This is a genomic window from Pseudomonas sp. Tof1 (assembly GCF_055390395.1).
The window spans coordinates 6,619,596-6,639,611 of the sequence record NZ_AP024344.1; the positions used below are offsets into that span (position 1 = coordinate 6,619,596).

At 62.6% G+C, this 20,016-nt stretch carries 20 protein-coding genes; 11 read left to right on the forward strand and 9 right to left on the reverse strand.

What is annotated here, in order from left to right:
• Positions 1 to 36 precede the first annotated feature (36 nt).
• Positions 37 to 1,266, forward strand: a complete 1,230-nt coding sequence (serA, locus tag ACZ5KU_RS29885) for a phosphoglycerate dehydrogenase (RefSeq protein WP_017903268.1) — start codon at positions 37 to 39, stop codon at positions 1,264 to 1,266.
• 64 nt (positions 1,267 to 1,330) lie between these two features.
• Here the strand turns inward: serA and ACZ5KU_RS29890 are convergent, their stop codons facing one another.
• Positions 1,331 to 1,771 carry a DUF4399 domain-containing protein gene (locus tag ACZ5KU_RS29890; RefSeq protein ID WP_054063574.1) on the reverse strand — a complete coding sequence of 147 codons (441 nt, stop codon included), beginning with the start codon at positions 1,769 to 1,771 and terminating at the stop codon, positions 1,331 to 1,333.
• 139 nt (positions 1,772 to 1,910) lie between these two features.
• Here ACZ5KU_RS29890 and ACZ5KU_RS29895 point away from each other — a divergent pair, with 139 nt between their 5' ends.
• The gene (locus tag ACZ5KU_RS29895) at positions 1,911 to 2,684 is read left to right on the forward strand and encodes a transporter substrate-binding domain-containing protein (RefSeq protein WP_054058638.1); all 774 of its coding nucleotides are present in this window, start codon (positions 1,911 to 1,913) and stop codon (positions 2,682 to 2,684) included.
• Between the two features lie 9 nt (positions 2,685 to 2,693).
• On the opposite strand, the gene ACZ5KU_RS29900 is transcribed toward ACZ5KU_RS29895, so the two are convergent.
• Both ACZ5KU_RS29900 and ACZ5KU_RS29905 read right to left on the reverse strand, forming a co-directional pair.
• Complete coding sequence (locus ACZ5KU_RS29900) at positions 2,694 to 3,188, reverse strand: 2-thiouracil desulfurase family protein (RefSeq protein WP_054058637.1); 495 nt, start codon at positions 3,186 to 3,188, stop codon at positions 2,694 to 2,696.
• Complete coding sequence (locus ACZ5KU_RS29905) at positions 3,188 to 3,820, reverse strand: 2OG-Fe(II) oxygenase (protein ID WP_464736626.1); 633 nt, start codon at positions 3,818 to 3,820, stop codon at positions 3,188 to 3,190. Before ACZ5KU_RS29905 ends, ACZ5KU_RS29900 begins: the two co-directional genes overlap by 1 nt.
• Before the next feature lie 108 nt (positions 3,821 to 3,928).
• Here ACZ5KU_RS29905 and ACZ5KU_RS29910 point away from each other — a divergent pair, with 108 nt between their 5' ends.
• Both ACZ5KU_RS29910 and ACZ5KU_RS29915 read left to right on the forward strand, forming a co-directional pair.
• Positions 3,929 to 4,687, forward strand: a complete 759-nt coding sequence (locus ACZ5KU_RS29910) for a DUF2059 domain-containing protein (RefSeq protein ID WP_054058635.1) — start codon at positions 3,929 to 3,931, stop codon at positions 4,685 to 4,687.
• 102 nt (positions 4,688 to 4,789) lie between these two features.
• Entirely contained in the window at positions 4,790 to 5,284 is a 495-nt protein-coding gene (locus ACZ5KU_RS29915; protein WP_464736627.1) for an N-acetyltransferase family protein, read from the forward strand.
• Positions 5,285 to 5,392: 108 nt separating this feature from the next.
• Here ACZ5KU_RS29915 and ACZ5KU_RS29920 read toward each other — a convergent pair whose 3' ends face one another.
• Complete coding sequence (locus ACZ5KU_RS29920; protein ID WP_464736628.1) at positions 5,393 to 6,568, reverse strand: tetratricopeptide repeat protein; 1,176 nt, start codon at positions 6,566 to 6,568, stop codon at positions 5,393 to 5,395.
• Positions 6,569 to 6,802: 234 nt separating this feature from the next.
• On the opposite strand from ACZ5KU_RS29920, the gene ACZ5KU_RS29925 reads away from it, so the two are divergent.
• The gene (locus ACZ5KU_RS29925) at positions 6,803 to 7,090 is read left to right on the forward strand and encodes a hypothetical protein (RefSeq protein WP_054063579.1); all 288 of its coding nucleotides are present in this window, start codon (positions 6,803 to 6,805) and stop codon (positions 7,088 to 7,090) included.
• Positions 7,091 to 7,387: 297 nt separating this feature from the next.
• Positions 7,388 to 7,876, forward strand: coding sequence for a hypothetical protein (locus ACZ5KU_RS29930; RefSeq protein WP_464736629.1), 489 nt, complete (start codon positions 7,388 to 7,390; stop codon positions 7,874 to 7,876).
• 337 nt (positions 7,877 to 8,213) lie between these two features.
• On the opposite strand, the gene ACZ5KU_RS29935 is transcribed toward ACZ5KU_RS29930, so the two are convergent.
• The 3 genes from ACZ5KU_RS29935 to ACZ5KU_RS29945 form a co-directional block, all read right to left on the reverse strand.
• Positions 8,214 to 9,761 (reverse strand): phosphoenolpyruvate carboxykinase, encoded by a 1,548-nt coding sequence (locus ACZ5KU_RS29935; RefSeq protein WP_054058632.1) that lies wholly within the window; start codon positions 9,759 to 9,761, stop codon positions 8,214 to 8,216.
• A gap of 179 nt (positions 9,762 to 9,940) precedes the next feature.
• Positions 9,941 to 10,843, reverse strand: coding sequence for an Hsp33 family molecular chaperone HslO (gene hslO, locus ACZ5KU_RS29940; protein ID WP_054058631.1), 903 nt, complete (start codon positions 10,841 to 10,843; stop codon positions 9,941 to 9,943).
• Positions 10,844 to 10,968: 125 nt separating this feature from the next.
• Positions 10,969 to 11,373, reverse strand: coding sequence for an RNA-binding S4 domain-containing protein (locus tag ACZ5KU_RS29945; protein WP_054058630.1), 405 nt, complete (start codon positions 11,371 to 11,373; stop codon positions 10,969 to 10,971).
• Positions 11,374 to 11,589: 216 nt separating this feature from the next.
• Here ACZ5KU_RS29945 and rimB point away from each other — a divergent pair, with 216 nt between their 5' ends.
• Both rimB and rimK read left to right on the forward strand, forming a co-directional pair.
• Positions 11,590 to 12,072: a retropepsin-like aspartic endopeptidase RimB gene (gene rimB / locus ACZ5KU_RS29950; protein ID WP_054058629.1), complete on the forward strand. Its 483-nt coding sequence runs from the start codon at positions 11,590 to 11,592 to the stop codon at positions 12,070 to 12,072.
• Entirely contained in the window at positions 12,069 to 12,974 is a 906-nt protein-coding gene (rimK, locus tag ACZ5KU_RS29955; RefSeq protein ID WP_017903280.1) for a 30S ribosomal protein S6--L-glutamate ligase, read from the forward strand. The genes rimB and rimK overlap by 4 nt, the downstream gene beginning before the upstream one ends.
• Before the next feature lie 25 nt (positions 12,975 to 12,999).
• Here rimK and ACZ5KU_RS29960 read toward each other — a convergent pair whose 3' ends face one another.
• Both ACZ5KU_RS29960 and ompR read right to left on the reverse strand, forming a co-directional pair.
• Positions 13,000 to 14,313, reverse strand: coding sequence for an ATP-binding protein (locus ACZ5KU_RS29960; RefSeq protein ID WP_054058628.1), 1,314 nt, complete (start codon positions 14,311 to 14,313; stop codon positions 13,000 to 13,002).
• Positions 14,314 to 14,429: 116 nt separating this feature from the next.
• Positions 14,430 to 15,170: an osmolarity response regulator transcription factor OmpR gene (gene ompR / locus ACZ5KU_RS29965; RefSeq protein WP_054058627.1), complete on the reverse strand. Its 741-nt coding sequence runs from the start codon at positions 15,168 to 15,170 to the stop codon at positions 14,430 to 14,432.
• Positions 15,171 to 15,506: 336 nt separating this feature from the next.
• Between ompR and ACZ5KU_RS29970 the strand changes: the two genes are divergently transcribed.
• The 3 genes from ACZ5KU_RS29970 to gshA all read left to right on the forward strand — a co-directional run bounded on the left by ACZ5KU_RS29970 (position 15,507) and on the right by gshA (position 19,992).
• Complete coding sequence (locus ACZ5KU_RS29970; protein WP_054058626.1) at positions 15,507 to 17,825, forward strand: Tex family protein; 2,319 nt, start codon at positions 15,507 to 15,509, stop codon at positions 17,823 to 17,825.
• Entirely contained in the window at positions 17,825 to 18,208 is a 384-nt protein-coding gene (locus tag ACZ5KU_RS29975; protein ID WP_054058625.1) for a PaaI family thioesterase, read from the forward strand. Before ACZ5KU_RS29970 ends, ACZ5KU_RS29975 begins: the two co-directional genes overlap by 1 nt.
• 200 nt (positions 18,209 to 18,408) lie before the next feature.
• Positions 18,409 to 19,992 (forward strand): glutamate--cysteine ligase, encoded by a 1,584-nt coding sequence (gshA, locus tag ACZ5KU_RS29980; RefSeq protein WP_416770908.1) that lies wholly within the window; start codon positions 18,409 to 18,411, stop codon positions 19,990 to 19,992.
• Positions 19,993 to 20,016: the final 24 nt, after the last annotated feature.

Genomic DNA, 20,016 nt, shown 5'->3' on the forward strand with positions numbered 1-20,016 from the left:
TCCTGCCATTTTTCTCCGGGACACAGGTTTACGCAGATGAGCAAGACTTCTCTCGATAAGAGCAAGATCAAGTTCCTTCTTCTCGAAGGCGTCCACCAATCCGCAGTCGACGTCCTCAAGGCCGCCGGGTACGTCAACATCGAGTACCACACCAAATCCCTGCCGGACGCCGAACTGAAGGAAAAGATCGCCGATGCCCACTTCATCGGCATCCGCTCGCGCACCCAACTGACTGAGGAAATCTTCGATCACGCGAAGAAACTCGTCGCCGTGGGCTGCTTCTGTATCGGTACCAACCAGGTCGACCTCGACGCGGCTCGCGAGCGCGGCATCGCCGTATTCAACGCCCCGTACTCCAACACCCGCTCCGTTGCCGAGCTGGTGCTGGCCGAAGCGATCCTGCTGCTGCGCGGCATTCCCGAGAAGAACGCTTCCTGCCACCGGGGTGGCTGGATCAAGAGCGCGGCCAACTCCTTCGAGATCCGCGGCAAGAAACTGGGGATCATCGGCTACGGCTCGATCGGTACGCAGTTGTCGGTCCTGGCCGAAGGCCTGGGCATGCAGGTGTTCTTCTACGACACCCTGACCAAGCTGCCACTGGGCAATGCGACCCAGGTGTCCAGCCTGCACGAACTGCTGGGCATGTCCGACATCGTCACCCTGCACGTTCCGGAAACCGCCGAGACCCAGTGGATGATCGGCGAGAAGGAAATCCGTGCGATCAAGAAGGGCGGCATCCTGATCAACGCCGCCCGCGGTACCGTGGTCGAGTTGGACGCCCTGGCGGACGCGATCAAGGACCAGCACCTGATCGGCGCGGCCATCGACGTGTTCCCGGTGGAGCCACGCTCCAACGACGACATCTTCGAAAGCCCGCTGCGTGGCCTGGACAACGTGATCCTGACCCCGCACATCGGTGGTTCCACCGCCGAAGCCCAGGCCAACATCGGCCTGGAAGTGGCGGAGAAGCTGGTCAAGTACAGCGACAACGGTACCTCGGTGTCGTCGGTCAACTTCCCGGAAGTGGCCCTGCCGGCTCACCCGGGCAAACACCGCCTGCTGCACATCCACCAGAACATTCCGGGCGTGATGAGCGAGATCAACAAGGTCTTCGCCGAAAACGGCATCAACATTTCCGGTCAGTTCCTGCAGACCAACGAGAAGGTCGGCTACGTGGTGATCGACGTCGACGCCGAGTACTCGGACCTGGCTCAAGAGAAGCTGCAGCACGTCAACGGCACCATCCGTTCCCGCGTACTGTTCTAAGCTCCCGGCGCTGAACGAAAAAGGGAGGCCTTCGCAGGCCTCCCTTTTTCATTTGCGCGACCGCTTACTTCACATTGACGGTGATGACCTTCGAGGCCACCGTCGGCTCGAACTGCATGTGGATCTTGTCGCCCGCTACCAGTTGCAGGGTGTGCTTGCCCGGGGCCAGGGTCAGCTGGGTTTCGGTCTGGGCCTTGCCGTAGTGGATCACCTGCTCGGTCGCCGGAATCGGCAGGCTCGGGTCAGGCAGCTCCTTCTGGTCGACCAGCAGGTGATGGTGGCCGGAGTTCGGGGTGGCATCACCGGCCGGCTTGAGCTCCAGGCCCTTCATGCCAAACTTGACGGTGAAGGTCTTGTCGACCGTGGCGCCGTCCTTCGGCGAGACGATCTCCACCTCGGCGCCCTTGGGCGCTGGCGTGCGCGGAATGCCATCCGCGGCGACGGCGAGGAAGCTGGAACCCAGCAAGGCAGTGGCTAAAGCTACACGAGACACTAAGGTTTTCATTAACTTCTCCGGTTTTTCCACAAAATGTGGCGGGTGATGACAACTTCACGACAAATCGTTGTCCAAACTTGCCCACAAACATAAAGCAAAGCGGGTGGCGGTTGCGCATCGCCCGCTCGATTTCATCTTAGGAGTGACCATGCGTTTGCTGCCTGGCCTGTTGCTGTTACTGCCCCTCGCAAGCCCCTTCGCCCAGGCCGAACTGATCGACGACGTCAATGACCGGGGCGAACTGCGCATTGCCCTGGAGGGCGACATGCGCCCCTTCGGCTTCAAGGATGACGGGCACCTGACCGGCTTCGAAGTCGAACTGGGCGAGCTGCTGGCCCGGGAACTCGAGGTCAATCCGTCCTTCATCACCACCGACTCCGCCGATCTGCTGCAGGGCGTGGAAAGCGGCAAGTACGACATTGCCATCAATCACATAGCACTGACCCCGGAACTCAAGGAACGTTTCGACTTCAGCGAACCCTACAGCTACACCAGCGCCCAGTTGATCGTGCGCAAGGAAGAGCAACGACCGCTCAGCACTCTGGAAGCGCTCAGAGGGGGTGCTTTGGGTGTAGCTCAAGGTAGCCAGTTCGTCGACCAGGCGCGTACGGTCGAAGGCGTCGACCTGCGCAGTTATCCGAATGCCCAGCAGCCGCTCAAGGATGTGGCCGACAAGCAGATCGACGCCGCCATCAGCGATCGTCTGCTGATCCCCTTCGCCATTCGTGACAGCCATCTGCCGGTCAAGGAAGGCGCGCCCGTGGGGCCGACCGTGACCCTGGCCATCCCGTTCCAGAAGGGCAACCCGGCGTTTCAGGCGAGCCTGAACCTGGCCCTGCAGCGGATCAAAGCCGACGGAAGGCTGATGGCGTTGTCGGAGAAATGGTTCGGCATGGATGCGAGCGAGCCGCCCAAGCCTTGAGGGCCAGGCTCAGCAGGCGCCCAGCAGCGCCAGGGCGGCAGCGGCTTCGGGAAGTTCCAGTTCGCTGAACACCTGGACGCCGGCCTGCCTGAGCAAGGCCGCAGTCACGCCCTCGCCGGCGACCTTCACGCCACTGAAGGTGCCGTCGTAGGTCTGCAGATTGCCGCAGGACGGGCTGTTGGCCTTGAGCACGGCAATCCGTATGGCGTGGCGCCGCACCAGTTCAAGCGCCTGTCGGGCCCCGTCGATGAACGCCTGGCTGACATCCGCGCCGTCATGGGTCACGACCCGGACAATCCCCTCCAGCACTTGCCCACCCTGGCCGCCGGGAATCTCCGCCGCTGCCCGTGGGGTCGGCAGGCCGCCGGCCACTTCCGGGCACAGCGCAACCACCCGGCCTTCGTCCTGCCAGGCGGCCAGTTGCGCGTAGGGGCCGCTGGCACCGCCGTCATAACGCACCCGATGCCCGAGCAGGCAGCGACTGACCAGGATCTTGTGCGGCATCAGAACGGCTCGTCGCCGCGTCGGCGGAACCAGCCGGTCAGCGACAGGCGCTCGCGGGTCGCCGGCAGGACTTCGTGGGGGACATCGCCGGAGAGGAACACGATCAGGCAACCAGCGGTCGGCAGTACGTCACGCTCCACCTCATCGGCCAGGTACATGCGCAACTGGCCGCCCTCTTCCGGCAGCCACGTATCGTTCAGGTAGAGCACCGCCGACACCGAACGCCGGTCATCGTCACGAAAACGGTCCAGGTGCCGGCGGTAGAAGGCCCCGGCCGGGTACAACGCGAAATGGCACTCGAAATCCTCGAGCCCGAGGTACAAGCCACGGTTCAGCGCCTCGCGCAGGCTGTTCATCAGTTCCAGGTAGCGGTCGCAGGACTCGGCCTGGCCCGGTTCGAGCCACTGGATGTGATCGCCACGGATGCCCTCGCGCACCTGCTGCGCCGCACCCCGCCCCACACCCGCCGGCGCCAGTTCCCCGTCTGCCGCACGTTTACGGCACTCGGTAGCCAGCTCGCGAGTCAGATCGGCAGGCAGGAACAGTTCCTGTTGCGACCAGCCGCGCTCGGCCAGGTCGTCGACAATGGATAACAGCAACGGATGATCAGAAGGTATTTGCATGGCGCGCATAGTATCCGTACGTCCAGGAATCCGACAGAGCCGCCGGACATGACAATACGAATTCTCGACAAGTCCGGCGCTCGCCGGGAGAATAGTCGGCTGTAGACAGGAGTCCCTATGCGCCGTTTGCTTTTTTCGCTATTGATGTTCTGCACCATGCCCGCCTGGGCAGACAGCCACGACCAGTTGTACAAGGTCGCCGGTTGGCCAGAACAGCGCGCGCATTTCAGCGATGCCCTGGGCGCCGCCCAGCAGAAATACCGCAACAGCCTGCCACCGGCGGTCTACCAGGCCCTGGTCAATAACAGCAACCAGCGCTTCGCCCCCCAGGCCATGGACCAGCGGGCCGAAGCCCAATTGCGCCAAAACCTGGCCAACCCGGCCCCGGCGCTGAAGTTCTTCCAGTCACCGCTGGGGCGCAAGATCGTCGCCGCCGAACTGCTCGCCACCCGCCGCGACCAACTGGCGAAGAACGCCCAGGGCCTGCCGCATATCGAAGCCAGCGCGACGCGCCGACTGCTGATCAACCACCTGGCCAACGCCCTGCCGGCCCGCGAAGCCGGTGCCGAGGTCAGCCTGGCCATCGCCGGTGTCGCCGCCGACAGCCTCAGTTCGATGATCCCCGGTCTGCTCGGTGCCGGTACCGCCCAGGGCCTGCTCAACGGCCAACGCGAGCGCCTGATGCAGCAGATCGGCAACGACCTGGAAAACACCCTGCTCTACGTCTATCGCGACCTGTCCGATCCGGAACTGGAAGAGTTCTCGAACTTTGCCGAGTCGCCCGAGGGCCGGACCTACTACAAGGCCGCCCTGGCAGCGATCCGCGCCAGCCTGGCGGTGGGGCAGGATCTGGCGCCGGCACAGCCAGGGAACTGAAGATCGACCCCAGTGACCTGTACGAAAATCGACCACCGGGCGTAACCTGAAAGCCCTGGCGCCATCCATGCAGTAGGTTCGCCTCCCTTCAGGAGACTACTCATGCACAGGATCAACCTCGCTACCGCCGCCGATATCGAAGGCATCACCCAACTGCTCCAGGCCAATTCACCTTCCCGGGGTGGATCACTGACCGGAGAGTTTCCGCTCGAAAAAGTCAGGCAAATGGCCCTCGGCAACGCTCCGGTAGTGGTCGCCTGCCGCGACGACCAGGTCGTTGGCGTACTGTTCAGCGCGGCAAAAGACACCCAACCGGCGCCACCCTCGATCCAGGCCATGCTGGCGGCCTGGCCCGGCAGCCCCGACGCCTACGTCTATGGCCCGGCCTGCATCGCCGCCACGGAACGCGGCCAGGGCCTGCTGGCGCAGCTCTATGCGCAACTCCAACGCCATTACCGGGGGCGCGAGGCGATTCTCTTCATTCGGCGGGACAACGAAGCCTCACTACGCGCCCATGCGCGCCTGGGCATGCACGAAGTCGCCGGCTTCACGCTGGACGGTGATGAGTACGCAGTGCTCAGCGACAGCTCACGCTGACACTCCCAAAGCACGCCAGATGCTCCACGCCCATTCGTTGCATTCGGCAACCGGAAACGAACAACGCGCCGGAGATGGCGCGTTGTCGAGACTGGACCGGCTGAAGACTCAGCGATTTTTCACCCGCTCGATCGCCGTGTCATACACCGGATTGGCCTTCTGTTCCTTGGCCAGTTCGTAGTGACGCAGCGCGTCGGAGAACTGCCCGGCGTTTTCATAGATGCGGGCAATGTTGTAGTAGGAACTGGCGCGAACGGTGTTGGCCGAGTTGCCGGATGCCAGCGCGACCGCCTTGCGGTTGGCCCAGATGGCTTCGGCGGTATTCCCGGCCTTCTGGTACGCCAGGCCGAGGTTGCTGTAGGCTTGGCCGAAGCTGTTGTTCAGGTCGATAGCCTGGCGGAACAGCGCGATCGACTGTTCCAGGTCACCGGCCTTGTAGGCCGCCTCGCCCTTCACGTTCAATGCTCGCGCATCGGCCTGGGCCGTGGAGCTTACCGCCACTTCGGCAATCGCCACCTTGTCGTCGAGCAGCGGCGAGACTTCGTTCAGCACATTTGCCGGCTCCACCTTCACACCGCTGAAGGTGTTGATGTCCTGGAAGTCGCCGTTGCCGGTCATGCGGAATACGGTCCACAGGTTGCCGCTGCGGTTGGTCGGCACGTAGTAGGTGCGTACCAGGGACTGGCCCATGTAGACGAACACTTTGGCCTGGCTGTTGGACAACTGGCGCGAGCCTGGATTTTCGCTGTTGGTGAAGTCATGTACGGCATAGACGTAGCTCTCGCCGTAGTGCTTCTTCTGCAGGGTGATGGTTTCCGGGCCATAGCTGTCGGTGTCATCCACGTCCAGGTCGGCGTCGTCGCCCTGCTTCTGTTCGAAGTAGATGTTGTTGCCGGGGAAGATCATGTGCGAGTCGAGGTCCGCCGGGGTCTTGCCCCAGGTCAATACCACGCGCAGGCCATCGAGGTTCTGCATCACCGGACTGATGGCATAGGTCATGTCCTTGCACGGGCACTTGACCACCAGGTTGGAGTAACCGGCCTTCTTGATGATCAGCAGGCTGCCGGCATCGTCGGCGAAACCGCTCTGGAGGGTAACCTGGCCCTGGGCGTTGGTCTTGCCGACCACATTCTGCTCGCCGTTGCGCTGCAACAGCACGTCGGCGTCGGCGATCTTCCGGTCCTTGACCACGGCGCTGAGCACTTCGACCGGCAGCGACTCGGCCTGGACCGACCAGGCCAGGGCACACAACGAAAATACCGAAGCCATGCGAAGCAAATGCATACCCAACTCCCTTTAAGCTCAAGACGCGGGTGTCGAATGACCCCCGGAAAATTTGCAGCGGAACATACCGACTTTTTGTACGAAACGTCTAATGTTCAGGTGGAAAATTTTGCTTTTGTGGACCAGTCACTGGAGGCAAAAGGCCATCTTGCCAATCTGATTCGCAACCCCACTCAAAGCCCATGGTAAAGCGCCGACAAGTCGCAGACTCGCCAAGGAAGGTAGCGGCTGATCATGCAAGAAAACCCTGAAGACGGCGGCGTCACTCGTTTCGAACGCCTGCACCTCGAACAGGTTGACGTGGTGTTGGGATCGCACCCGCGCAAGCAGAAGGCCGCACGCAGGTTTCGCAGAAAATCCCACAGCCTGCGGATATTGCTACTGCTGCTGGTGGGCATGCTGGGCTACATGGCCTACAACCGCAGCAACTATCGCCCACCGCAGAGCCCGCCGGCATCCGAACCGCCCCCCGTGGCTGCCGAGCCCTCGGTCCTGCCTGAAGCTACAACAGATGGGGGCTGATCAAAGATGCAAAGCCATAACGTAACTCTTAGGTGACGGCATTGAGCGTGCGCCCTCTAAAACTCAGAATCGGGCCACTTGAGTGTGTCCACACCTTGCGCTGAAAAATTGAATCAAACTGTGCCGACCTGAGTGGGTTGCGACCTGTGCATGACTCAGATGCCCTACCAACTGGCTCGGCGGTAAGGTGACGTCGGCCACGACCCTGTACACTAGGCGCATAAAAAAGGAGCGCCGTGTGACCGATTCGTACTTCCCCCCTTGGTTATCAATGGCGCGTCTGTCGACCTATCACACTTGGAACCGTTCACCTTTGAACTCGACAGCCAACTGGCCAAGAAAAGGCTACGCGTGCACGTAACCTTCTCGAATCATTGCTTCTCCAAAAGCTATGACGCAGCGAGCCATCCAGCGAGCGAACCAATCATCGACGCAGGTAGTGAACGACAACGGACATACTGCCCCACTCGCTATCGGTTATCGCATAGCCTTCCAGCATTAATCTGTGGCTTGGCAGAATCGCCAAAGACAAAGGTTTGGGAAACCGCGACCGAGCGGAACTGGTGCTACTCGATCGTAATTGAGGACCCTTCAGGCCCTTATCATGTGTTTTTTGAAATCCGGCGTGCAGGTAAGGATCGCCGGCAATGGCAGGATTTGCAGTTGGTGGTGGAAAGCGCCTACCACCAAGACGAGGAAAGTGGACCCAGCCTCAAGGGCAGCATGGCCTTTATGTTACTGTGTGGCAAAATATACATGGGTCAGCCAACGGCAACGAAGCGCTAACAGCAGAAACGAAAAAAGGCGCCATAAGCGCCCTTTTCGTATTCGGTAAAGCAGATCCGGACACCACTTCGGCTTTCGCCTCGGTTCGCCTTGCGCGAACACCCTTTCGGGCTAGGGAACGCTCAATCTCATCCGGTCAGTCGTTCCGCAGTTACAGGCATAGTATTCCACTAATAGTGGAATGTCGCAACGATTTGCTAATCATTTTTGAGCATTTCATCTCACGCTAGATAACGAAAAATCACCCATTTCAACGGCTTCACTTGTGAGCCAGTAAACCAGGCAATAAAAAACCGCCCCGAAGGGCGGTTTTTTTCAATCGAAGAGCAAGACCCGATTACAACTGCGGACCAGCCGCCTTGATCGCGTCGCTCACGTCGAACTTCTTGAAGTTCTCGATGAACAGGCCAGCCAGGGCTTTCGCCGCTTCGTCGTAGGCAGCCTTGTCAGCCCAGGTGTTGCGTGGGTTGAGCAGGCCGGTTTCGACGCCTGGGACGGCCAGTGGCACGTCCAGGTTGATGGTGTCCAGGTGCTCGGTCTCGGCACCGACCAGAGCGCCGCTCTGGATCGCCGCGATAACGCCACGGGTGGTCGGGATGTTGAAGCGCTTGCCCACGCCGTAGCCACCGCCGGTCCAGCCGGTGTTGACCAGGTAGACCTTGGAGCCGAAACCACGGATGCGCTTGATCAGCAGCTCCGCGTATACGCCAGCCGGACGCGGGAAGAACGGCGCGCCGAAGCAGGTGGAGAAGGTCGACTTGATGCCGCCGCCCGAACCCATTTCGGTCGAACCGACCAGCGCGGTGTAACCGGACAGGAAGTGGTAGGCCGCCTGCTCTTCGCTGAGGATCGACACTGGAGGCAGTACGCCTGTCAGGTCGCAGGTCAGGAAGATGACAGCGTTCGGCTCGCCACCGAGGTTCTTCGGTGCGCGTTTTTCGATCAGTTCACGCGGGTAGGCCGCACGGCTGTTCTGGGTCAGGCTGCTGTCGGCGTAGTCGGCCTTCTTGTTGGCATCGAGCACGACGTTTTCCAGCACGGCGCCGTGCTGGATGGCTTTCCAGATGACCGGCTCGTTCTTCTCGGACAGGTCGATGCACTTGGCATAGCAACCGCCTTCGATGTTGAACACCACGCCCTCGCCCCAACCGTGCTCGTCGTCACCGATCAGGTAGCGGCTTTCGTCAGCCGACAGGGTGGTCTTGCCGGTGCCCGACAGGCCGAAGAACAGGGTCACGTCGCCCGCTTCGCCCATGTTGGCCGCGCAGTGCATCGGCAGCACGTCGACCGCCGGCAGCAGGAAGTTCTGCACCGAGAACATGGCTTTCTTCATTTCACCGGCGTAGCGCATGCCGGCGATCAGGACTTTCCTGGCCGCGAAGTTGATGATCACGGTGCCATCGGAGTTGGTGCCATCACGCTCGGGCACGCACTCGAAGTCCGGCACGTTCAGGATCTGCCACTCGGCCTTGCCACCGGCGTTGTACTGGCCGGCTTCCGGGTTGATGAACAGGCAACGGCCGAACAGGTTGTGCCAGGCAGTGCCGGTGGTCATCTTGACCGGCAGGTAGTGTGCAGGGTCGGAACCTACATGCACGTGGGAAACAAAACGCTCGCGCTCGCCGACGAAGGCTTCGACGCGGTTCCACAGGGCGTCGAACTTGTCGGCCGGGAACTTGCGGTTGATCGGGCCCCAGGCGATTTCGTCCTGGGTGGAAGGCTCTTCGACGATGAAACGGTCTACCGGCGAACGACCGGTACGATGGCCGGTACGCACCACCAGCGCGCCGGTATCGGCGAGCTCACCTTCACCACGAGCCAGGGCTTCCTTGACCAGATCATCGACACTCAGATCGGTGTACACGGCATTGTTTGCTTGCGTCATGAAATTCCCCGTCGGCCGCTGGCCGAGTGCTCCAAACGTTTTGTAGTAGAAAGTCGCGCACTACTACCGTGAAAAAAGTGCGCCGGATTATGCCAGAAACGCCCAAAAAGAGTAGGGCCCTCCTGTCAGAACGCCTATTTTCCGGCGTTTGACAGGAGATTTACCTGCGCTGAAGCGTTTTAGTGACGAGTATCTGACGGGGTCTCGACCCCTGCGCCGGCAAACAACTGCGCAATATCAGCCGCATCGAACAGGTAACGCTGGTTGCAGAATTGGCAATCGATCTCGATTGCACCGCCCCGCTCGGCCACCAGTTGCTGGGCATCTTCCAGGCCCAGGCTGACCAGGGCGTTACCCGAGCGCTCGCGCGAGCAGCTGCAATGGAAGCGTAGCGGCTGGTTGTCGAACAGGCGCACCGCTTCCTCATGATAGAGGCGATGCAGCACGGTTTCGTTGTCCAGGCCGAGCAGCTCCTCGGCGGTCAGGGTGCTGGCCAGGGCGGTGATGTGCTGCCAGCTGGCGGCACGCTCCTCTTCATCCTTGATCCGGTCGGCAGGCAGTTGCTGCAGCAGCAGGCCGCGGGCACGTTGGCCATCGGCATTGAGCCAGAAGCGGGTACCGACCTGCTGGGACATGACGAAGTAGTTGGTGAAGCAGTCCGACAGGGTCGCGCCGTCAAGGTCGACGATCCCCTGGTAACGCTGACCCTTGACCGGGTCGACGGTCAGCGCCAGGACACCGTTGGGCATCAGTTCGGCCAGGCTTGCACCCGGCGCGATCCGATCCGCCTCGTAGCGGGCCAGCCCGCGAATCTCGCGCTCGCTGGAACACTCGACCATCAGCAACGGCACCGCGCCTTCGGAGCGTGCCTGAAGAATCAGCAGGCCGTCGAACTTCAAGGTGCCGACCAGCAGCGCGGCGGCGGCCATCAGTTCGCCGAGCAGTTGGGCCACCGGCTGCGGATAGGGGTGCTTGGCCAGGACTTCAGCGTAGCTGCGTTCCAGCGACACCAGTTCGCCACGCGTGTCGCTGTCATCGAAGATGAAGCGTTGGGTGTAATCGGTGTCTGGTAGATCTGACATAGGTTTCGATTCTGGAAGTAGGAATAAAGGTGTTCGACTCAGAGATTCTGAGCATTTTATGAACAAATCGGGGTTCTGACCACGCAACATGGGGGCGAATGCCTGTCAGTCAAGGATCAACGGGATTATTCGCCACCCGCCCCACGGAACTTGAACAGGTCGCGGCGCTGCTTCTTGGTCGGTTTGCCGTCAGTGGTCAACCCCAGGGCACCGGCCTTGCGCTGGGCCGCCTCGGCCTCGCGCCTGGCGACACTGGCGGCGGTCTCGGCATACAGCGCCTGCGCCTCAGGGGCGCCACGGCGCACCACCGACAGCGCCTGGACCACTACGGTACGCTCATCGAAGCCGGTGCGAATCAGCAGTTCGTCGCCGACCCGCGGCTCTTTCGAAGGCTTGCAGCGCTCGCCACGGCAATGCACCTTGCCGCTCTCGATCGCCGCCTTGGCCAGGGCGCGGGTCTTGTAGAAGCGGGCTGCCCACAACCATTTGTCGAGTCGAACCTTGTCGTCCTCTTCCGATTTCTGTGCCACGGGGATTCCTCAAACTGAAATATTGCTCAACTGTACTACCGTTGCCGTCGAAGCTGAATTTCCCCTCCCGGTCTAGAATGCCGGATGAGCCAGGGATATGTTCACGACCTTTAAAAAGTCGCACAGATATCTATCGCCATTTACCCATTATTCTGCGTGAATACCGCCATGGCCGCTGCCTGGCGGTCCGAGCAGGTTTCTCACCGGTTGAGCACTTTGAAGACATTTGACCATTTGACCGTTGTGGGTCTGCGCGAGTGGGTCGCGCTCCCGGATCTGGGAGTCGCGGGCCTGCGGGCGAAGATCGACACCGGCGCCAGTACCTCCAGCCTGCACGCCACCGATATCGAGCCGTTCGAGCGCGACGGGGCGAAGTGGGTACGTTTCACCGCCCACCTGGGCACCGTGGTGCAGTTGCGCCATCGGCGCTGCGAAGCGCCGTTGCTGGCGATGAAGACCATCAAGAGTTCCAACGGCCATGCCCAGGCCCGTTATGTGATCGCCACCACCCTGGCCCTGGGCGACCGGGTCTGGCAGGTGCAGTTCACCCTCGCCTGCCGCAAGTCCATGCGCTATCGCCTGCTGCTCGGTTCCAAGGCCCTGGTCGACGGCCAACTGGTGGTCAATCCAGGCAGCAAATACGTTCAGGAAAAGCCGGTGTTCCCGGTTACTACTACCTCTGCCACAGGTGTTGCATGAAAATCGCTGTGCTGTCGCGTAATCCGCGTCTGTATTCCACTCGTCGCCTGGTCGAGGCCGGCGTCCAGCGTGGCCATGAAATGGTAGTGGTCGACACCCTGCGCGCCTATATGAACATCGCCAGCCACAAGCCGCAGATCCACTACCGCGGCAAACCGCTGGAAGGCTTCGACGCGGTCATTCCGCGAATCGGCGCTTCGGTGACTTTCTATGGCTGCGCGGTATTGCGCCAGTTCGAGATGATGGGCGTCTTTCCGCTCAACGAATCGGTGGCGATCGCCCGCTCCCGGGACAAGCTGCGCTCGCTGCAACTGCTGTCGCGCCGCGGGATCGGCCTGCCGGTCACCGGCTTCGCCCACTCGCCGGACGATATCCCCGACCTGATCGAGATGGTCAACGGCGCCCCGCTGGTGATCAAGGTCCTCGAAGGCACCCAGGGCATCGGCGTGGTGCTGTGCGAGACGGCGACCGCGGCGGAATCGGTGATCGAGGCCTTCATGGGCCTCAAGCAGGACATCATGGTCCAGGAATACATCAAGGAAGCCGGCGGTGCCGATATCCGCTGCTTCGTAGTCGGCGACAAGGTGATCGCGGCCATGAAGCGCCAGGCCCGCCCTGGCGAATTCCGCTCCAACCTGCATCGCGGCGGCAGTGCCAGCCTAATCAAGATCACCCCGGAAGAACGCATGACCGCACTCAGCGCAGCCAAGGTGATGGGCCTCAGCGTGGCCGGCGTGGATATCCTGCGCTCCAATCACGGACCGCTGGTGATGGAGGTCAACTCGTCGCCGGGCCTGGAAGGGATCGAGACCACCACCGGCAAGGACGTGGCGGGCATGATCATCCAGCATATCGAGAAGAACGGCGGGCCGAACATGACCCGAACCAAGGGCAAGGGCTGAAACCCGCCCGGCAAACCGACGCGGGCTAGACCGCGTCGCGCGGAAGCATCAGCCCCAACGGCAACCGAACCCGCGCCTCCAGACCGCCACCGGACCGGTTGCGCAATTCGACATTGCCGCCGTGCATCGAGGCGATCCGCTTGACGATCGCCAGGCCCAGGCCGGTGCCCTTGCCGCCCCGGGCCTTGTCGCCGCGGGTGAACGGGTTGAAGATGCCCTCCAGCTCCGCCGGGTCGATACCCGCCCCCCGGTCCATCACGCTCAGCACCACATAGGGTGCGTTGGTATCGCCAGACACGTAGGCAGCGACTTCCACCGCTTCCCCGGCATGGTTGAGGGCGTTGCCGATCAGGTTGTTCAGCAGGCGTTTCATCGACACCCGCCGCAAGGGAAACGGCCGGATCGGCTGCAGGCGCATCTGCACCCGCTGTTCGTTCTGGTTGTAGGGCGCCACCACCTCGCGCACCAGGTCACTGAGGTCCACCTCCTCCACCGACTCGTCGCGGCCGTCACGGATGAAGGCGAGGAACTGGTCGAGAATCGCGTCCATGTCCTCGATATCCCGCACCATGTCCTCGCTGAGTTCACTGTGGTCGCCCATCAGTTCCAGGGACAGGCGCAAGCGGGTCAACGGCGTGCGCAGGTCATGGGAAACTCCCGCCAGCATCAGTTCACGCTCGCGACCGGCCTGCTCGACATCCTCGGCCATCTGGTTGAAGGCGCTGTAGACCTCGGTCATTTCGCTGGGTGTGTCGCTGATCGGCAGGCGTACGCTGCGTCCCTGGCCCAGTTGCCGTGCGGCGAAAACCAGGCGCTTCAGCGGCTGGTTGAGCTGGCTGACGAAGATCCAGGCCGACGCCGTCGACAACAGCCCGATGGCCAGGAACCAGCCCAGCACGCTCCAGATCTTCTGCCCGCGCAACGGATGCGGATACAGCGGCACCTTCAGCCAACCCGCGCCCAGGCTCGGCGCCCGTACCCACAAGGCCGGCGGCGCATGCATGCGCAGGCGAACCTCGGTGTCGGCCCCCAGCTCGGCCTGCATCTGGCGCTGGTAGATCTCGCTGTACGGCCAGTGCTGCTCGCCCTCCGGCACCCCACCGCTGACCACGCGGATCAGCCCCGCCGCATCGGCGATCTTGTCGCGATCGTCCTCGTCGGCCGCCCAGTAGGCACGCAGGGTCAACGCCACGCCGTGGCTGTATTGGCGATCGACCAGCACGTCCTCGTTCATCAGCAGGTAGACCAGGGTCAGCGCCTTGGAAAACAGCACCACGATGAGCACCAGCCAGAGGGTGCGCGAGAAGAAGCTTTGGGGGAACCAGAGAGGGGTCTTCATAAATACAGCCGCTACATACTTTGCAGGAGCGAGCAGGCGGGCTCGCACAATTGCGGATCGCGACTTGCCCGGGCGGCTTGCGCACGCCCGGGCACTTCGCTCCTACAAATCACCGGTCACTTGGTCGCGGTGCCGTCCGGCACGAACACGTAGCCCACACCCCAGACGGTCTGGATATAGCGCGGTTTGGACGGATCCGGCTCGATCATGCGACGCAGGCGGGAAATCTGTACGTCGATGGAACGCTCCAGTGCATCCCACTCGCGGCCACGGGCGAGGTTCATCAGCTTGTCGCGGGTCAGCGGTTCGCGGGCATGCATCACCAGTGCCTTGAGCACGGCGAATTCGCCGGTGGTAAGCATGTGCACCTCGTCACCGCGCTTGAGTTCGCGGGTGGCGAGGGACAGCTCGTAGTCGCCGAAGGTAACGCTTTCGTCCTCGCTGCCCGGGGCGCCCGGAACCGGCGCGGCCTGGCGGCGCAGCACGGCCTTGACCCGCGCCATCAGCTCATCGGGGTTGAACGGCTTGGCCAGGTAGTCGTCGGCCCCCAGTTCCAGGCCCTTGATCCGGCTCAGTTCGTCGCCCTTGGCGGTGAGCATGATGATCGGCACCTGGTTGTTCGCCGCACGCAGGCGACGGCAGGCCGTCAGGCCGTCTTCACCCGGCAGCATCAGGTCGAGGACCACCAGATTGAACACTTCACGGGCCAGCAGACGATCCATTTGCTCGGTGTTGGCCACCGCGCGGGCGCGATAGCCCTTGCTGGTGAAAAAACGCTCCAGCAGGCTGCTCAGCCCCGGATCGTCGTCCACGATGAGGATTTTTTCGCCTTCAGCAGTTTGTGCAGTGCTGCTCATGGGTTGCTCCTTTGATCTCGGCGCGCATTATGGGGCCAGCGGCCCCCATGCGTATCCTGTGCATTGTTAGCAGATTTTTCCTCGACTACCAGCAAACAGCGCTTTATGCCTACACGCGCACAATCCCCCCAAGCCCGGAACGCTGGTTATAATGCCCCGCTTTCTGCGTCAGGCAACGTCTGATCATTGCTGTTCGAAGCCATCTTTTTTGCAAAGGCTCACAGCAATGTGCTGATTTCCCGGGTCACAAGGTGCGCCTTTTTGATCCCAAACCAGGCTCGCCCGACAGGCCCAAAGGCCCGGCGCGCCTGATTTCACACTTTGTCAGGTGGTTTTATGGACAGCATCAACAGCCGCATCGCCGAAGAACTCGGCGTACGCCCACAACAGGTCGAAGCGGCCGTCGCCCTATTGGATGAAGGCTCTACCGTGCCTTTCATCGCCCGCTACCGGAAAGAAGTCACCGGCAGCCTGGATGACACCCAACTGCGGCATCTGGAAGAACGCCTGCGCTACCTGCGGGAACTCGACGAGCGGCGCGCCAGCATCCTCGCCAGCATCGAGGAACAAGGCAAGCTCACCCCAGCCCTGGCGCGTGACATCCAACTCGCCGACACCAAGACCCGTCTCGAAGACCTGTACCTGCCGTACAAGCAGAAGCGCCGCACCAAGGGCCAGATCGCCCTGGAAGCCGGCCTCGGCGAGCTGGCGGACAGCCTGTTCAACGACCCGTCGCTGACCCCGGAAACCGAAGCCGCGCGCTTTGTCGATGCCGAAAAGGGCTTCGCCGACACCAAGGCCGCCCTCGAAGGCGCCAAGTACATCCTGATGGAGCGCTTCGCCGAAGACGCCAGCCTGCTGGACAAGCTGCGCAACTTCCTCAAGCAGGAAGCGATCATCAGTGCCCGCGTGGTGGCCGGCAAGGAAGAGGAAGGCGCCAAGTTCCGCGACTATTTCGAACACGACGAGCCGCTCAAGAGCATGCCGTCGCACCGCGCCCTGGCGATCTTCCGTGGCCGCAACGAAGGCATTCTCGCGGCCTCGCTGAAAGTCGGCGACGAGTTGCCGGGCACCCTGCACCCATGCGAAGGCATGATCGGCCAGCATGTCGGCATCCAGAACCAGAACCGCCCCGCCGACAAGTGGCTGGGCGAAGTGGTGCGCTGGACCTGGAAGGTCAAGCTCTACACCCACCTGGAAACAGACCTGCTCGGCGAACTGCGCGATAGCGCGGAAACCGAGGCGATCAACGTCTTCGCCCACAACCTGCACGACCTGCTGCTGGCCGCGCCGGCCGGCCCGCGCGCGACCCTCGGCCTGGACCCCGGCCTGCGCACCGGCTGCAAGGTGGCCGTGGTGGACGCCACCGGCAAGCTGCTGGACCACACCACCGTCTACCCGCACGTGCCGCACAACAAGTGGGACCAGACCCTGGCCATCCTCGCCGCGCTGTGCGCCAAGCACTCGGTGGACCTGATCGCCATCGGCAACGGTACCGCCAGCCGCGAGACCGACAAGCTGGCCGCCGACCTGATCAAGAAGTACCCGGCCATGCGCCTGACCAAGGTCATGGTTTCCGAAGCCGGCGCTTCGGTGTACTCGGCCTCGGAACTGGCCGCCCGGGAATTCCCGGACCTCGACGTATCGATCCGTGGCGCGGTCTCCATCGCCCGCCGCCTGCAGGACCCGCTGGCCGAGCTGGTGAAAATCGACCCGAAATCCATCGGTGTCGGCCAGTACCAGCACGACGTCTCGCAACTGAAACTGGCCCGCGGCCTCGACGCGGTGGTCGAGGACTGCGTGAACGCCGTGGGCGTCGACGTGAATACCGCCTCGGTGGCCCTGCTGGCGCGGATCTCCGGCCTCAACACCACCCTGGCGCAGAACATCGTCAGCCACCGCGACGAGAACGGTGCGTTCAAGACCCGCGCCGCGCTGAAGAAAGTCCCGCGCCTGGGCGAAAAGACCTTCGAACAGGCCGCCGGCTTTCTGCGCGTGATGAACGGTGACAACCCGCTGGACGCCTCCGCGGTGCACCCGGAAGCCTACCCGCTGGTACAGCGCATCGCCGCCGAAACCGACCGCGACATCCGCTCGCTGATCGGCGACAGCGCGTTTCTCAAGCGCCTGGACCCGAAGAAGTTCACCGACGAAACCTTCGGCCTGCCGACCGTCACCGACATCCTCCAGGAACTCGACAAGCCGGGCCGCGACCCACGCCCCGAGTTCAAGACCGCGGCGTTCCAGGAAGGGGTCGAGGACCTCAAGGACCTCGAACTGGGGATGATCCTCGAAGGCGTGGTGACCAACGTGACCAACTTCGGCGCCTTCGTCGACATCGGCGTCCACCAGGACGGCCTGGTGCACATCTCGGCGCTGTCCGAGAAATTCGTCAAGGACCCGCGTGAAGCGGTGAAGGCCGGCGACGTGGTCAAGGTGAAGGTCATGGAAGTCGACATCCCGCGCAAGCGCGTCGGCCTGTCGATGCGCATGAGCGACACCCCCGGCGAGAAGATCGACGGCGCCCGTGGTTCGCGCCCGGGCTCGGCCCCACGGCCGTCGCAGAACAACGCCCCGCGCAAGGAAACCGCAGCCCCGGCCAACAATGCCATGGCCTCGCTGTTCGCCAACGCCAAGCAGTTGAAGAAGCGCTGATGGAAATCCCTGACGGCCTGACCCAGAGCGCCTTCAGCGAACTGCTCGGCTGCCGCCTGCAACGCCTGGACACCGGCGTTGCCGAGGTGGCCCTGTCGCTGACGCCGCAGCTGCGCAACCGCGGCAACGTGCTGCATGGCGGCGCGCTGTTCAGCCTGGTGGACATCACCATGGGCCTGGCCTGCTCGGCCACCCATGGCTTCGACCAGCGCAGCGCGACCATCGAGTGCAAGATCAACTACATGCGGGCGGTGGCCGAAGGCGACGTGTTGTGCACCGCCCGGGTCATCCACCCCGGCCGCCGTACCCTGGTGGTCGAGGCCGAGGTGCACCAGGGCGACAAACTTGTCGCGAAAGCACAAGGCACGTTCGCTGTTCTCTAGCTGTTACGTCTCGATTTGGGTTAATTTCGACACTGCAAGCGCAGTGTCGGAATTTTCCTCCGGCGCCGCGCCCGACTCAGGGACGAAGTATCGGCGTTTTCTGACATTTACCAGGCGACAACGCCAGTTCTCAACTTCACCCTTGTAGACCGTCTTGCCCACCCCCATATTGGGGCGACCGACGCGTGAAGGAATCCAACTTGAGCGAACTTCTCAACCGCCGCCTGGCTCTGCTCGGCGAGCGCGACCACCTCTCCCTGCTCGAGCAGTGCCTGCACGGCATCGAGCGCGAATGCCTGCGCGTCACCCCCGAAGGTCGACTGGCGCAGACACCGCACCCGGAAGAACTCGGCTCGGCGCTGACCAACGAGCAGATCACCACGGACTATTCCGAGTCGCTGCTGGAGTTCATCACTCCGGCCCTGACCGACCCGGCCGACACCCTGGGCAGCCTGGACAGGATTCATCGCTTCGCCTACAGCAAGCTCGGCAACGAGTACCTGTGGAGCCCGTCGATGCCTTGCCCGCTGCCGGCCGAGGAAGACATTCCGATCGCCTATTATGGCACCTCGAATATCGGCAGGCTCAAGTACGTGTACCGCCAGGGCCTGGCCCTGCGCTACGGCAAGACGATGCAGTGCATCGCCGGGATTCACTACAATTTCTCGCTGCCGGAAAAGCTCTGGCCCCTGCTCAAGCAGGCCGAAGGTTTCACCGGCTCGGACCGTGACTACCAGTCGCTGGCCTATATCGCGCTGATCCGCAATTTCCGTCGCTACAGCTGGCTGCTGATGTACCTGTTCGGTGCCTCGCCAGCGCTGGATGCCGGCTTCCTGCGCGGCCGCGCGCATTCGCTGGAACAGTTCGACGCCGAGACGCTGTACCTGCCCTACGCCACCAGCCTGCGCATGAGCGACCTGGGTTACCAGAGCAACGCCCAGGCCGGCCTGACGCCGTGCTACAACGATCTCAACAGCTACACCGACAGCCTGCGCAAGGCGGTGGCGACACCCTACGCGCCCTATGTCGAGATCGGTACCCACAAGGATGGCGAGTGGGTCCAGCTCAACACCAACATCCTGCAGATCGAGAACGAGTACTACTCCAACATCCGCCCCAAACGCGTGACCTACACCGGCGAACGGCCGATCCAGGCGCTGATGGCCCGTGGCGTGCAGTACGTCGAGGTGCGCTGCCTGGATATCAACCCGTTCCTGCCGACCGGCATCGATCTGAACGAGGCGCGCTTCCTCAACGCGTTCCTGCTGTACTGCGCACTGAACGACAGCCCGCAGCTCGAAAACGGCGAGTGCGGCAATGCCACCGCGAATTTCCTCAGCGTGGTCAAGGAAGGCCGCCGTCCGGGCCTGCAACTGCAACGTGATGGCCAGGCGGTGGACATGAAGGAATGGGCCGCCGAGCTGCTGGAGCGGATCGCGCCGCTGGCGGCGTTGCTGGACCAGAGCCAGGGTGGCGATGATCACGCCAAGGCGCTGGACGAGCAGCGGGCGAAGATCAGGGATTCGTCCCTGACTCCATCGGCCCGGGTACTGGCGAGCATGACCGAACACAAGGAAAGCTTTGCCCAGTTCGCCATGCGCCAGAGCCTGGCCCATGCCGAGTCCTTCCGCAGCCAGCCGTTGACCAAGCAGGAGCAGACCGCGTTCGAGGAAAGCGCCCGCCAGTCGCTGGTACAGCAACTGGAGCTGGAGCAGAACGAGGTCGGCGATTTCGATGTGTTCGTCGGCTCCTACCAGGCGAGCATCCTGGCGATCAGCAACTGAGCCGGCGCCGACAGGCCTGACGCT

Bases quoted from the DNA above. Each gene is read 5' to 3' on its own strand.
- serA (WP_017903268.1), top strand. From the start codon at position 37: ATGAGCAAGACTTCTCTCGATAAGAGCAAGATCAAGTTCCTTCTTCTC.
- ACZ5KU_RS29890 (WP_054063574.1), bottom strand. From the start codon at position 1,771: ATGAAAACCTTAGTGTCTCGTGTAGCTTTAGCCACTGCCTTGCTGGGT.
- ACZ5KU_RS29895 (WP_054058638.1), top strand. From the start codon at position 1,911: ATGCGTTTGCTGCCTGGCCTGTTGCTGTTACTGCCCCTCGCAAGCCCC.
- ACZ5KU_RS29900 (WP_054058637.1), bottom strand. From the start codon at position 3,188: ATGCCGCACAAGATCCTGGTCAGTCGCTGCCTGCTCGGGCATCGGGTG.
- ACZ5KU_RS29905 (WP_464736626.1), bottom strand. From the start codon at position 3,820: ATGCGCGCCATGCAAATACCTTCTGATCATCCGTTGCTGTTATCCATT.
- ACZ5KU_RS29910 (WP_054058635.1), top strand. From the start codon at position 3,929: ATGCGCCGTTTGCTTTTTTCGCTATTGATGTTCTGCACCATGCCCGCC.
- ACZ5KU_RS29915 (WP_464736627.1), top strand. From the start codon at position 4,790: ATGCACAGGATCAACCTCGCTACCGCCGCCGATATCGAAGGCATCACC.
- ACZ5KU_RS29920 (WP_464736628.1), bottom strand. From the start codon at position 6,568: ATGCATTTGCTTCGCATGGCTTCGGTATTTTCGTTGTGTGCCCTGGCC.
- ACZ5KU_RS29925 (WP_054063579.1), top strand. From the start codon at position 6,803: ATGCAAGAAAACCCTGAAGACGGCGGCGTCACTCGTTTCGAACGCCTG.
- ACZ5KU_RS29935 (WP_054058632.1), bottom strand. From the start codon at position 9,761: ATGACGCAAGCAAACAATGCCGTGTACACCGATCTGAGTGTCGATGAT.
- hslO (WP_054058631.1), bottom strand. From the start codon at position 10,843: ATGTCAGATCTACCAGACACCGATTACACCCAACGCTTCATCTTCGAT.
- rimK (WP_017903280.1), top strand. From the start codon at position 12,069: ATGAAAATCGCTGTGCTGTCGCGTAATCCGCGTCTGTATTCCACTCGT.
- ACZ5KU_RS29960 (WP_054058628.1), bottom strand. From the start codon at position 14,313: ATGAAGACCCCTCTCTGGTTCCCCCAAAGCTTCTTCTCGCGCACCCTC.
- ompR (WP_054058627.1), bottom strand. From the start codon at position 15,170: ATGAGCAGCACTGCACAAACTGCTGAAGGCGAAAAAATCCTCATCGTG.
- ACZ5KU_RS29970 (WP_054058626.1), top strand. From the start codon at position 15,507: ATGGACAGCATCAACAGCCGCATCGCCGAAGAACTCGGCGTACGCCCA.
- ACZ5KU_RS29975 (WP_054058625.1), top strand. From the start codon at position 17,825: ATGGAAATCCCTGACGGCCTGACCCAGAGCGCCTTCAGCGAACTGCTC.